We start from the raw sequence: 13,027 nt of genomic DNA, 5'->3' as shown, positions 1-13,027 counted from the left end.
AATATTGAGTAGGAGCGTTTGCATGAAAATCGGTCTGATCGGTCTTGGCCGGATGGGCGGCAACATCGCGCGGCGGTTGATGAAGGCCGGCCATGAGGTCGTCGCCTGGGATCGCGATGCGGCGGCGGTGGAGAAGCTGACCGCAGACGGCGCGCAGGGCGCCAGCGGTATCGCGGACATGGCGACCAAGCTGGACAGCCCCGCCATCTGGTGGGTGATGCTGCCCGCAGGCGGCCCGACCGAGGACACGATCCAGCAGATCTGCGCCGACGCGAAGGCGGGCGACATCGTGATCGATGGCGGCAACAGCTTCTACAAGGACGATATCCGCCGCGCCAAGGAACTGCGGGAAAAGGGCATCGAATATGTCGATGTCGGCACGTCCGGCGGCGTATGGGGCTTGGATCGCGGCTATTGCATGATGATCGGCGGCAGCGAAGAGACGGTGCGCTATCTCGACCCGATCTTCGACACGCTGGCGCCGGGCACGGGCGACATCGTCCGCACGCCGGGTCGCGTCGCCGAAAAGGCCGACCCGCGCGCCGAAAAGGGTTATATCCATGCCGGCCCCGCGGGTGCCGGGCATTTCGTGAAGATGATCCACAACGGCATCGAATACGGCCTGATGCAGGCCTATGCCGAGGGCTTCGACATCTTGAAGTCCAAGAATTCCGACAAGCTGCCGGAAGATGAACGCTTCGACCTGAACCTGACCGACATTGCCGAGGTGTGGCGGCGGGGCAGCGTGATCTCGTCCTGGCTGCTCGACCTGACCGCGAGTGCGCTGGCCAAGGACGAGATGCTGCAACAATTCTCCGGCCATGTCGCGGATTCGGGTGAGGGCCAGTGGACGATCGATGCGGCGATGGAGGAAAAGGTGCCGGCCAATGTGCTGACCGCCTCGCTGTTCGCGCGCTATCGTAGCCGCGTGGAGCATACCTTCGGCGACCAGGTGCTGTCGGCCATGCGCTTCGGCTTTGGTGGCCACACCGAAATCCCGCAATGACGACGCCGATCCGGCTCGTCGTCTCCGATGTCGACGGCACGCTGGTCGATCCCGACAAGACGCTGCGCCCCGCCACGATCGCGGCGGTGCGGCGGCTGGAGGCGGCGGGCGTCGGCTTCACGATCATCAGTGCGCGACCCCGGTCGGGGTTGATGGCGCTGGTCGAGACGCTGGGGGTTGATGCCCCGGTAGGCGCGTTCAATGGCGGGACGGTGTTTCGCCGGGACGGGACGATCGAGGCGCGCTTTCGCGTGCCCGAACCTGTCGTGCGCGGCGCTCTGGAAGCGGCCCGCGACGTGGCCGTCGATATCTGGGTGTTCGCCGCCGATCGCTGGTATGCCAGCAATCCGGAGGGCGAGCATGTCGATCATGAGCGCATCGCCTCCGCCCAGGAGCCGGTGATCACGCAGGATTTCGTTGCGCTGGCAGGCGAGGTCGACAAGATCACCTTTGTCAGCGACGATCCGCCCGTGCTGCGTGCGCTGCATGATCGGATTGCGGGCGTGCACGGTGACGATGCCACCATCGCGCAGTCGCAGACCTATTATCTCGACATCACCGCACTGGAAGCAAATAAGGGCGAGGGTGTCGCGTCGCTCGCCAAGGCGTTCGACGTGGGCCTGGCGGAGGTCGCCGCGATCGGGGACCAGGCGAACGACCTGCCGATGCTGCTGCGCGCCGGCCTGCCCATCGTGATGGGCAATGCGCCCAGTGCCGTAAAGGCACAGGTGGCGACACATACCCTTTCCAACGCCGAAGACGGCGTGGCACACGCCATCAACACCATTATCTTTCCCCGCACCGGAGTTCGTACATGAAGCAGCTCGTCGCCTTCGACCTCGATGGCACCCTGGCCGAAAGCAAGCAGCCGCTGGGCGATCCGATGGGCGAGGCACTGGCCGATCTGCTGGACGTGGCGCATGTCGCGGTGATCTCCGGCGGGGACTGGCCGCAGTTCGACAAGCAGGTGGCGAGCCGCCTGCCCGAGCGTGCCGACCGGTCGAAGCTGTGGCTGATGCCGACGACGGGCACCAAGCTGTTCACCTGGCAGGACGGGCAGTGGACCACGGTCTATGCCGAACTGTTCGACGATGCGACCAAGGCCAAGATCCTGGAGGCATTCGATGCCTCGCTGGAGGCGACCGGCTTCGTGCCCGAGCAGACCTGGGGCGAGCGGATCGAGGATCGCGGCAGCCAGATCACCTTTTCCGCGCTGGGCCAGCAGGCGCCGGTCAAGGAAAAGGAGCATTGGGACCCCAAGTTCGAGAAGCGCAAGGTGATCCAGGCCGACCTGAAGAAGCGCCTGCCGGGCCTGTCGATCAACATGGGCGGCGCGACCTCGATCGACATCACGCAGGAAGGCGTCGACAAGGCGTACGGCCTGAGACGGCTGCGTGACGAGAGCGGCATCCCGCTGGATGCGATGATGTTCATCGGCGATGCGATCTTCCCCGGCGGCAACGATTATCCTGCCAAGGAGCTGGGTCTGGACACGGTGCGGGTGCGCGATCCGGAGGAAACGCTGGCGGTGATCGCCGGGATCGTCGCCTGCCTGAAGTGAGCGGGGCGCTGGCATTGCGCGAACGGACCGCCGCCGCGCATGCGGCGGTGGATGCGGCCTTTGCAGGCTATGACCTGGCGGATGCGGGACACTATCGAGCCTTCCTGATCGCGCATGCGCGGGCTTTGCCCGCAGTGGAGGCGTGGCTTTCGGGCCGCGCGGGGATGCCCGACTGGCGGCCGCGTGCGGGGGCGCTGGCGGAGGATCTGGCGGCGCTTGGCGTCGAAATGCCGGCGCCCTTGCCGTTTGCGTTGCCCGATGACGATGCGGCGGCCTGGGGCGCGCTGTACGTGGTCGAGGGATCCCGGCTGGGCGGGGCGATGCTGGCGCGCGACGTCGGGGCGGGATTGCCGCGGGCGTATCTCTCCGCGGTGTTCGCGCCGGGGGAGTGGCGTTCCTTACGCGCGGCGCTGGATGCGGCGCTGGTGGACGAGGGCGCGCTGGACCGGGCCATTGGTGCAGCGGAGGCGACGTTCGGGTTGTACCAACAGGCTTTGGTGTAGTTCCCTCTTCGCGGAGAGGGGAAGGGGCCCGCTGCCGTAAGGCAGTCGGAAGGGTGAGGGGTGACCAGCGGTGCCGCGCTGCTTGGCGGCCCCTCACCCTCCCACCGCTCGCGCGGTGGGCCCCTCCCTCAAAGGGAAGAGGGGAAGATTAGCTTGGCCGATCCTCGATCGGGGCGGTGACGATCACGCGCAGGCCGGGCTGGTTGTCGACATGGTCGATGGTGCCGGACAGGCGGGACATCATGGCGGTCATCATGCGGCTGCCGAAGCCAGCCCCGTCCCCCGTCTTGCCACGGCCATCGTCGGCCACGATCAGGCGCAGGCGGTTGCGATGCTGTTCCAGCGAAATGGCGATCGGCCCGGCCGCGCCGCCATAGGCATATTTGGTCGCGTTGATGAGCAGTTCGGTGGTCACCAGGCCCAGATTGATCGCCCGGTCGGTGGGCATCAGGACAGGGGCGAGGTCGAGGCGGATCAACTGCGCCCAGTCGGCGCCCAGCGATGCCTTCATGTCGCCGACCAGTTCCTCCAGATAGCGGGCGAGGTCGACCGTCTGGATCTGGTCGTCGCGGTAGAGACGGCGATGGACCAGCGCGACCGCGGACAGGCGCGCCTGCGCCTCCGACAGATGCGCGCGCACGGTGGGGTCGTTCGCCGCCTTGCTTTGCAGCGACAGAAAGGCCGAGACGAGCTGGAGGCTGTTCTGGACGCGGTGGTCCACCTCCTTCATCAGCACGTCCTTCTGCTGGAGCAACGCGTCCTTGTCGGCGAGCGTCCGCTGCAACTCGGTGTTCAGCGTGCGCAGGCGCTGCGTCTGGTGGATGTCGTGCAACGCGCGGCGCAGGCGATGCGCGGCCTCGATCTCCTCCAGCGTCCAGTGGCGGGCGCGACCGCGCACCGTTTCCACCCAGCTTTCGAACGAGGCGCGCGGCGACAGGATTTCGCCGGGCTTCAGGTCGACCGCCTTGTGGGGGTTGCCGGCCCATTCGACTTCCTCGACCTGTTCGGCGCGGAACCAGAGCAGGACGGCGCCGTCATCGACCAGCGGCAGTGCGAGCAGCCCGCTGGCACGGTCCGAATAATCCGCAGCTTCCGGTACATGCTGCGCCAGCTCGTGCGTCGCGAACAGGTCGCTGGTGCCGCGTGCACGCACCCAGCGCGCCAGTTCCTGAATGTCGAACGATCCCGGATGGATGCCGTGACAGGCGACCGCCGGACCCTGGACCAGGGCGAAGCCGTCGCTGCGGAACATCTGGCACAGCTCGTTCGACAGCGCGTCCACCGCCTTGCGCAGCGACCCGCTGGTCGCGATGCGGGGCAGCAGGCTGTCTTCCGCGGCACGCAGGCGCAGGCGCTCGCGATAGGTGTCCGCTTCCTCCTTGGCGCGGATCTGGCGGGCAAGGCCGCTGGCGAGCATCGCGGCGGCGGAGCGGGTGGCGGGCGACAGGCGGCGCGGCGCGGCATTGTGGCACGCGATCAGGCCCCAGAGCAGCCCGTCCTTGACGATCGAGATCGAGGCGGACGCACCGACACCCATATTGTGCAGGTAGCGCAGGTGGATGGGCGATACGCTGCGCAAGCCGACGTCGGACAGGTCGGTGGCCTCGAAGCCGATCGGGCGAAGCGGGGCCGGGGTATAGTCGATCGCCGGGATCGCCCGGGTGCGGTTGCGGATGTATAGCGCGCGGGCCTGTCTGGGGATGTCGGACGCGGGGAAGTGATGGTGGAGAAACGTGCCGGTATCGGGCGCGGCATCCTCGGCAACGACGCGACCGGCATCGTCGTCGAGAAAGCGGTACACCATGACCCGGTCGAAGCCGGTCAGCGCACGAAAGGCGACCGCGGCACGCTCGCACAGCGATTGCAGGTCGCCGGCCCGCTCGAAGGTGGTCGCGGCGGCATCCAGCCAGGGCAGCACGCTGCCCCGACCCCAGGGCGCGTCCCGCTCGGCGGGTTCCAGCTCGACCAGCAGCCGGTCGCCGCCGCGGTGCAGCGCGACCTCGAACTGCTCGGTGGCGGTGGTCAGCGGCTGGGCGGTCAGGGTGGAGCCCAAGCCGACCATGGTGTTGGCGAGAAGCGCGGAGATATCCTGCGCGAGCAGATCGGACAGCGTGCGGCCCAGCCAGTCGGGCGCAAGCCGTTCCTCCAGCGCGCCGGCACCCGCGATCACGGTCAGCGTGGCCGGATCGGCGACCAGCAGCAGGCCGTGGGGCTGGATGGCACCCGGGATATGGATCGGCTCGCGATCGCAGACCGTTAGATCGGCGCCGATCGGCGGCGTTACGGGCAACGTTGCCATGGGTACACATCTCTCACTGGATGCAGCCGCATGCCGGTTTTCGAGCGGCGTTGCAAATTTGGAAGAGAAATGCCGAATACCGTACAAAGACCGCTCTTCCCCTCAAGACCGAATTGAAGCTAGAAGCGAAAGAAAATTACAGACCCGGAGAGGCCATGATCGACGATTTCGACTTCGCGCTCGGCGAGAGCGCGGACATGATCCGCGATGCCACGCGACGCTTCGCCACCGACCGTATCGCCCCGCTGGCCGCGCGGATGGATGCGGAGGACTGGTTTCCCCGCGACATCTGGCCGGAAATGGGCGCGCTGGGCCTGCACGGCATCACCGTCGGCGAGGCGGATGGCGGGCTGGGACTGGGCTATCTGGATCATGTCGTCGCGATCGAGGAAGTCAGCCGCGCCTCGGCCTCGCTCGGCCTTTCCTACGGCGCGCATTCCAACCTGTGCATCAATCAGATCAGCCGCTGGGCAAGCCCCGAGCAGAAGGCGAAATACCTGCCCAAGCTGATCTCCGGCGAACATGTCGGCAGCCTGGCGATGTCGGAGGTGACGGCCGGGTCGGACGTAGTGTCGATGAAGCTGAAGGCCGAGGCGGTCGAGGGCGGGTTCCGGCTGAACGGCACGAAGTTCTGGATCACCAACGCAGCCTATGCCGACACGCTGGTCGTCTATGCCAAGACGGGGGAGGGAAGCCGCGGGATCACCGCCTTCCTGATCGAGCGCGACATGCCGGGCTTCGCAATCGGGCAGAAGATCGACAAGATGGGCATGCGCGGATCGCCGACCGCCGAGCTGGTCTTTACCGACTGTTTCGTGCCGGCGGAGAATGTGATGGGGCCGCTGAACGGCGGCGTCGGCGTGCTGATGAGCGGGCTGGATTACGAGCGCGCGGTGCTGGCGGGCATCCAGCTTGGCATCATGCAGGCCTGCCTCGACGTGGTGGTGCCCTATGTCCGCGAGCGCGAGCAGTTCGGGCAGGCGATCGGGACGTTTCAGCTTATCCAGGCCAAGGTGGCCGACATGTATGTCGCGCTCAATTCCTCGCGCGCCTATGTCTATGCGGTCGCGCGGAGCTGCGACGCGGGGCGGACGACGCGGTTCGATGCGGCGGGCGCGATTCTGCTGGCGAGCGAGAATGCGGTCAAGGTTTCGCTGGAGGCGATCCAGGCGCTGGGCGGGGCGGGCTATACCAAGGACTGGCCGGTGGAGCGCTTCGCGCGCGATGCCAAGCTGCTCGACATCGGTGCAGGGACGAACGAGATCCGCCGCATGCTGATCGGCCGCGAACTGATCGGCGCCAAGCCGAAGGTCGCGCAATGAGGGTGCTGCCGAGCGCGGTGCAGACGGAGGCCGAAGGATTCCGCGCCAATGCCGCGCATAATCGCGCGCTGGCCGAGCGGCTGCGCGCCGATGTTGCGGTCGCCGGGCTGGGCGGCAGCGAGGCGTCGCGCGAGCGCCATGTCGGTCGGGGCAAGCTGTTGCCGCGCGAACGGGTGGAGCGGCTGCTCGACCCCGCCTCGCCGTTTCTGGAAATCGGGCAGCTGGCGGCGAACGGCCTTTATGGCGGGGAGGTGCCCGGCGCGGGCGTGATCGCCGGGATCGGCCGGGTATCGGGGCGGCAGGTGATGATCGTCGCCAACGACGCGACGGTGAAGGGTGGCACCTATTACCCGCTGACCGTGAAGAAGCATCTGCGCGCGCAGGAGATCGCGGCGGAAAACCGGCTGCCCTGCCTGTATCTGGTCGATTCGGGCGGCGCGAACCTGCCGCATCAGGCGGAGGTGTTTCCCGACCGCGACCATTTCGGCCGCATCTTCTTCAACCAGGCGCAGATGTCGGCGGCGGGCATCCCGCAGATCGCGTGCGTGATGGGAAGCTGCACCGCGGGCGGCGCCTATGTGCCGGCCATGTCGGACGAGACGGTGATCGTGCGCGAGCAGGGCACGATCTTTCTGGCCGGGCCGCCACTGGTCAAGGCGGCGACGGGCGAGGTGATCTCTGCCGAGGAACTCGGCGGGGCGGAAACGCATGGCCGGCGATCGGGCGTGGTCGATCATGTCGCGGAGAATGACGAGCACGCGCTGACCCTGTTGCGCGATATCGTCTCCACGCTGCCGCCGCAGATGGCGGCGCCGGTCAACATGGTGCCCCCGCGCGCGCCGCTCTATCCGAAAGAGGAACTGTACGGACTAATCCCGTCGGACGTGCGGGCGCCCTATGACGTGCACGAGGTGATCGCGCGGATCGTCGACGGGTCGGAATTTCATGCGTTCAAGCCGCTCTACGGCACCAGCCTGGTTTGTGGCTTTGCACATATCCATGGCCAGCCGGTCGCGATCCTGGCAAATAACGGCGTGCTGTTCTCCGAGAGCGCACAAAAGGGGGCGCATTTCATCGAGCTGGCATGCCAGCGGCGTATCCCGCTGCTGTTCCTGCAGAATATTGCGGGTTTCATGGTGGGCGGCCGATACGAGGCGGAAGGGATCGCCAAGCACGGGGCCAAGCTGGTGACCGCGGTCGCCACCGCGCAGGTGCCCAAGATCACGGTGGTGATCGGCGGCAGCTTCGGCGCGGGCAATTACGGCATGTGCGGGCGGGCCTATTCCCCGCGCTTCCTGTTCACCTGGCCCAATGCGCGGATCAGCGTGATGGGCGGCAAACAGGCGGCGAGCGTCCTGGCCACCGTCCACCGCGATGCCGCCCGCTGGAGCGAGGAGGAGGCGGATGCCTTCAAGGCGCCGATCCGGGCGAAATATGAGGAAGAGGGCAATCCCTGGTACGCGACGGCGCGGTTGTGGGACGATGGCATCATCGATCCCGCGCAGACGCGCGACGTGCTGGGCCTGGCGCTGGCCGCGACGCTGAACGCGCCGATCCCGGAACGCGCGGCGTTCGGCGTGTTCCGGATGTAGTGCGCGATGGCGATGGATCTGTGCATCGACGGTGAAAGCATCGTGGACGAGGCGGACTTCCATGCCCGCATCCGTGATGCGTCCGGCGTCGAATGGTATGGCGGCAGCCTGGATGCGCTGTTCGACCTGCTGGTTGCCGTTGTCGATCCGCCGATCGCCATTCGCCTGCGCCATGCCGCGGCTGCTCGCCTGACGGTCGGCGCGCGGTTCGATCGTATCCTGACCGTGATCCTGGACGCCATCGCCCTGCGGGGCGGCACCGCGATCACGCTTGTGCTGGAATCCTGATGATGATCTCTACCCTGTTGATCGCCAATCGCGGCGAGATTGCCTGTCGGGTCATTCGCACGGCGCGGGCGATGGGTGTACGTACCGTGGCCGTCTATTCCGAGGCGGACGCGAGCGCGCTGCATGTCGCCTTGGCCGATACGGCGGTGCTGATCGGACCGGCGGCGGCGCGGGACAGCTATCTGCGCGGCGACCGCATCTTGGAGGCGGCACGGGCAAGTGGGGCGGATGCGATCCACCCCGGCTATGGCTTCCTCAGCGAGAATGCCGACTTTGCGCAAGCCGTGATCGATGCCGGGCTGACCTGGGTCGGCCCGAACCCCGACAGCATCCGCGCGATGGGGCTGAAGGATGCGGCGAAGGCGCGGATGATCGCGGCAGGGGTGCCGGTGACGCCGGGCTATCTGGGCGAGGATCAGGGCGAGGCACGGTTGGCGGCGGAGGCCGATGCGATCGGCTATCCCGTGCTGATCAAGGCGGTTGCGGGTGGCGGCGGCAAGGGGATGCGGCGGGTGGACGCGCCCGGCGACTTCGCCGCGGCGCTCGCCTCGTGCCGGCGCGAGGCGGCGGCGTCGTTTGGCGACGATCGCGTCCTGATCGAGAAATATATCCTGTCGCCGCGCCATATCGAGGTGCAGGTGTTCGGGGACGGCCACGGCAATGTCGTGCATCTGTTCGAGCGCGATTGTTCGTTGCAGCGGCGGCATCAGAAGGTGATCGAGGAAGCGCCGGCGCCGGGAATGGACGAGGCGACGCGCGAGGCGGTGTGCGATGCGGCGGTCCGGGCGGCGAAGGCGGTCGACTATGTCGGCGCGGGCACGATCGAATTCATCGCCGATGCGGGCGAGGGCCTGCGCGCCGACCGCATCTGGTTCATGGAGATGAACACCCGGTTGCAGGTCGAGCATCCGGTGACCGAGGCCATCACTGGCGTCGATCTGGTCGAGTGGCAGTTGCGTGTCGCGGCGGGCGAGCGCCTGCCGGCCGCGCAGGCGGAGCTGTCGATCCGGGGGCACGCGATCGAGGCGCGGCTCTATGCCGAAGACCCGGCGCGCGGCTTCCTGCCGTCGATCGGACGGCTGGAGGCGTTCGACCTGGGCGACGGGGCCGGCATCCGCATCGATACCGGCGTGCGGCAGGGCGACGCGGTGACGCCCTATTACGACCCGATGATCGCCAAGGTGATCGCGTGGGAGCACACGCGCGAGGAAGCACGCGTGGCCCTGCGCGACAGGCTGGCCGGCGCGACGGTGTGGCCGGTGCGCAGCAATGCGGGCTTTCTGGTGCGGGCGCTGGAGCATCCGGCGTTCGTGTCGGGGACGGTGGATACCGGCCTGATCGCGCGTGAGGGCGACGCGCTGTTGCCGCCGGCTGAGCCCGATGCGGCCGTGCTGGCGGCGGCGGCGACGGCGATGGTGCAGCCCGGGCCGCTGGCGGGCTTCCGGCTGAATGCCGGGGCGCGGTGCGAGGCGCGGGTGCTGCTGGACGGGCAGGCGGTGACGGTGACGCTGGGGGCGGCGGCAGAGCGGCCGGCGGCACCCTATGTGATGCAGGGCGGGCAGAGCTGGACGCTGGCGCCGTGGCGGGTTGATGGTGCCGCGGCGGGGGGCGCGTCCGACGGGGCGATCCTGTCGCCGATGCCGGGGCGGATCATCGCGGTGGCGGTGGAGCAGGGGGCGCAGGTGGTGCGCGGCCAGCCGCTGGTGACGCTGGAGGCGATGAAGATGGAACATGCGTTGGTCGCGCCGTTTGACGGGGTGGTTGCCGAACTGGACGCGGTGACGGGCGGGCAGGTGGCCGAGGGGCGGTTGCTGGCGCGGATCGAGAAGGACGCGGCATGAGCGGGCGCACATTCGAGGGGTGGACGATCGGCGACCGGATCGAGCATCCGATCCGCCGGACGGTGACCGAGACGGACAACCTGCTGTTTTCCACCATGACGCACAATCCGCAGCCGCTGCACCTGGATGTCGAGGCGGCGCGGGCGAGCGAGTTCGGGCAGATCCTGGTCAACGGCACCTTCACCTTTGCCCTGATGGTCGGGCTGTCGGTGGGGGAGACGACGCTGGGGACGCTGGTCGCCAATCTGGGCTATGACGAGCTGGTGATGCCCCACCCGGTGTTCCTGGGCGACACGCTGCGCGCGACGACCGAGGTGGTGGCGCTGCGCGACAGCCGCTCGCGGCCCGAGGCGGGGCTGGTGACGTTCCGGCACGAGGCGCTGAACCAGCGTGACCAGATCGTCTGCCGATGCCTGCGGACCGCGCTGGTACGGCGGGGCTGAGCGGGCCGGCACCGCAAAACAAGCGGGCTTCCCCCCCGCTACAGGCGGTAGCGCAGGCCGATCCACAGCGTGCGGGGGACGGCGCGCTCGACGATGCCGGCGCCGGAAAAACCGGTTTCCACCGTCTCGTCGCCGATATTCTCGGCCCGGGCCTCGACCGCGAGGGTGGGGGTGAGGGGAAGCGAGGCAAAGGCATCGACCGTGGTTGCGGCGGCCAATGTGCGGCTGTTCTGGTCGTCATCGAACTGGCGGGCGACGTGGCGGACGGTGGCGGTCAGCGCGGCACGCCCCTGCGTATAGCCGAGCGTGCCCGAGACCTGATCGCGCGGCGTCTGCGCCGGGCGCAGATCGTCGAGCGCGGCGGCGGGGCCGGATCCCTCGACACGGGCATTGGTGTGGGACCAGCTTGCGCGGGCGAGCAGAGGGCCGCGCGTCCAGCGGCCGTCCAGCTCGAAGCCGTGGGCGCGGACCGCATCGAGGTTGCGGCGGACCCGGTAGGTACCGCCGGCGGCGACGAAGCCGACGCCGGGGAAGGTACCGGGTCCGGTGCCCGCGGTAACGTTGGCGATGGCGTCGGTCAGCCGGTTGTAGAAATAGGTGGCGGAGACGCGGACACCGGGCAGCGGAGTCAGGTCGATCCCGCCCTCCACCCCGGTCAGATGTTCGGGGTTCAGGTCGGGGTTCGCCGCGGTGGCGTCGGCACCGACCCGAAAAGGACGATAGAGTTCGTTGAGCGTCGGCAGGCGCCAGCCGCGATAGCCGGCGACCCGCAGGGTGACGGGGTCGGCGGGGCGGAAGGCGAGGCCGGCGCGGCCGGTCCATTCGGTACCCGAGCGATCGGCGAAGCGCGCATCGGTCAGCACCACGGAGGTGGCCAGCGTGCGCTCGGCCAGCATGCCGCCCCTGATCTGCCACCCATCGACCCGGCCGCCGGCGGTGAGGGTCAACGCGCCGGCCTCCACGCTGCCATCGGCGAACAGGCCGGCGGTGCGCGAGGCGCCCCCCGCCTCGCGCCGGCGGGTCGGGAGCCCGGCGACGAAGGTGTAGAGTTCCTGCGTCTTGCCCGATACGTCGCGGATATCGGCGCCGAGGCGCAGGGCGACCTGCTCGCCGATCGGGGGCGCGACCTCCAGCCGGGCGCCGAGGCCGGTGGCGGGGGTGTTATACTGGTCCAGCGTCTGCGTGGCGGTGGTGCGGGCGGCGTTGATGGCGGCGAAGCTGGAGGCGAAGGCGCGCGTCTGAAGATAGGCGAGCGCCGACCAGCCCCAACGTCCGCGCCCGACGAGGCGGATGCTGGCGTCGGCGCCCTCCGACTGGTTGGCGGTGAAGGCGATGCCGCGCTCGCGCCGGTCAGTAAAGGCGGAGACGTTCATCTGCACCTCGGTATCGGGTGTGATGCTGGCAACGCCGCGGATCGCGCCCGAGGCCTGTTCGAAGGGGGCGGGGCGATCGACCGGGCCACGCTGCGCGGCGATCGTCGGGATGAAGCCGTCGCCGCGCGTATAGGCGCCGGCGATCGTCGCGAATCCGCCGGGACGGACGAGCGAGGCGGCCCCTTGCGCATCGACCGAGTCGCGGCTGCCATAGGCGGCGTAGAGGTCGACCGGGCTGAGCTGGTCGGGGGTGGCGCTGTCCAGCTCGATCGTGCCGGCGAGCGCGCCGGGGCCCTGATAGCCCGAGCCGCCGCCGCGGGTGACGCGCACCCGGCCGAGGCGACCGGTGGCATAAGCCGGGAAGGCGACCCAGCCGCCGAACGGATCGGTCTGCGGCACGCCATCGAGCAGGAGGAGCGTGCGGCTGGCGGCGTTGCCGCCCAATCCACGCAGGGTGATGCCCTGGCTGGTCGGATTGGCCGAGCGGCTGTCGGAGCGGCGGAACTGTTGCAGGCCGGCGACGTCGGCCAGCATGCTTTCCAGACGGTTGCTGCCGCTTTGCAGGATGCGGTCGCGGTCGATCGTCACCACGTCGAAGGCGCGGTCGCCGGGGGCGTCGTCCAGCCCACGCCCGGTGACGATGATCGGCGCTTCGCTGGCGGCAGGGGCAGGGGCGGGGGCCGTCTGGGCGATGACGGGGGTGGCGCCAAGCAACAGGGGGGTGAGGATCGACAGCGGCTTGGCGGGGTAGGAATGCATCGCGCGTCCATGCAGGGAAGCGTGCCGAGCCGCAACGACC

Annotated in this window: 11 protein-coding genes; 9 read left to right on the top strand and 2 right to left on the bottom strand. The window is 68.6% G+C overall.

Going from position 1 to position 13,027, the window contains the following annotated elements:
* Window positions 1-22: 22 nt before the first annotated feature.
* From gnd to GQR91_RS17470, 4 genes are read left to right on the top strand one after another with little or no spacing between them, the layout of a single operon-like run.
* Entirely contained in the window at window positions 23-1,006 is a 984-nt protein-coding gene (gene gnd / locus GQR91_RS17485) for a phosphogluconate dehydrogenase (NAD(+)-dependent, decarboxylating) (protein ID WP_149680945.1), read from the top strand.
* Window positions 1,003-1,824, top strand: coding sequence for a Cof-type HAD-IIB family hydrolase (locus GQR91_RS17480; RefSeq protein WP_149680944.1), 822 nt, complete (start codon window positions 1,003-1,005; stop codon window positions 1,822-1,824). The genes gnd and GQR91_RS17480 overlap by 4 nt, the downstream gene beginning before the upstream one ends.
* On the top strand, window positions 1,821-2,567 hold the full coding sequence (locus GQR91_RS17475) for an HAD-IIB family hydrolase (RefSeq protein ID WP_149680943.1): 747 nt from the start codon (window positions 1,821-1,823) through the stop codon (window positions 2,565-2,567). The genes GQR91_RS17480 and GQR91_RS17475 overlap by 4 nt, the downstream gene beginning before the upstream one ends.
* Window positions 2,568-2,581: 14 nt before the next feature.
* Window positions 2,582-3,070 carry a biliverdin-producing heme oxygenase gene (locus GQR91_RS17470; protein WP_249042551.1) on the top strand — a complete coding sequence of 163 codons (489 nt, stop codon included), beginning with the start codon at window positions 2,582-2,584 and terminating at the stop codon, window positions 3,068-3,070.
* A gap of 148 nt (window positions 3,071-3,218) precedes the next feature.
* Here the strand turns inward: GQR91_RS17470 and GQR91_RS17465 are convergent, their stop codons facing one another.
* The gene (locus GQR91_RS17465) at window positions 3,219-5,369 is read right to left on the bottom strand and encodes a histidine kinase dimerization/phosphoacceptor domain -containing protein (RefSeq protein ID WP_149680941.1); all 2,151 of its coding nucleotides are present in this window, start codon (window positions 5,367-5,369) and stop codon (window positions 3,219-3,221) included.
* A 155-nt stretch (window positions 5,370-5,524) separates the two neighbouring features.
* Between GQR91_RS17465 and GQR91_RS17460 the strand changes: the two genes are divergently transcribed.
* Genes GQR91_RS17460 through GQR91_RS17440 form a run of 5 tightly spaced genes read left to right on the top strand, consistent with a single transcriptional unit; the run spans window position 5,525 to window position 10,855 of the window.
* Window positions 5,525-6,691 (top strand): acyl-CoA dehydrogenase family protein, encoded by a 1,167-nt coding sequence (locus GQR91_RS17460; RefSeq protein ID WP_149680940.1) that lies wholly within the window; start codon window positions 5,525-5,527, stop codon window positions 6,689-6,691.
* Window positions 6,688-8,283 (top strand): carboxyl transferase domain-containing protein, encoded by a 1,596-nt coding sequence (locus GQR91_RS17455; protein ID WP_149680939.1) that lies wholly within the window; start codon window positions 6,688-6,690, stop codon window positions 8,281-8,283. Before GQR91_RS17460 ends, GQR91_RS17455 begins: the two co-directional genes overlap by 4 nt.
* A gap of 6 nt (window positions 8,284-8,289) precedes the next feature.
* Window positions 8,290-8,571, top strand: a complete 282-nt coding sequence (locus GQR91_RS17450; protein ID WP_149680938.1) for a barstar family protein — start codon at window positions 8,290-8,292, stop codon at window positions 8,569-8,571.
* 2 nt (window positions 8,572-8,573) lie between these two features.
* Window positions 8,574-10,412 carry an acetyl/propionyl/methylcrotonyl-CoA carboxylase subunit alpha gene (locus tag GQR91_RS17445; protein WP_149681452.1) on the top strand — a complete coding sequence of 613 codons (1,839 nt, stop codon included), beginning with the start codon at window positions 8,574-8,576 and terminating at the stop codon, window positions 10,410-10,412.
* On the top strand, window positions 10,409-10,855 hold the full coding sequence (locus GQR91_RS17440; RefSeq protein ID WP_112381176.1) for a MaoC family dehydratase: 447 nt from the start codon (window positions 10,409-10,411) through the stop codon (window positions 10,853-10,855). Before GQR91_RS17445 ends, GQR91_RS17440 begins: the two co-directional genes overlap by 4 nt.
* 38 nt (window positions 10,856-10,893) lie before the next feature.
* On the opposite strand, the gene GQR91_RS17435 is transcribed toward GQR91_RS17440, so the two are convergent.
* Window positions 10,894-12,987: a TonB-dependent receptor gene (locus GQR91_RS17435; RefSeq protein ID WP_149680937.1), complete on the bottom strand. Its 2,094-nt coding sequence runs from the start codon at window positions 12,985-12,987 to the stop codon at window positions 10,894-10,896.
* Window positions 12,988-13,027 lie beyond the last annotated feature (40 nt).

Source organism: Sphingomonas carotinifaciens, assembly GCF_009789535.1.
Classification (GTDB): domain Bacteria; phylum Pseudomonadota; class Alphaproteobacteria; order Sphingomonadales; family Sphingomonadaceae; genus Sphingomonas; species Sphingomonas carotinifaciens.
The sequence above is the reverse complement of the archived record's forward strand: the minus strand, read 5'-3'. Positions and strand labels throughout refer to the sequence as shown.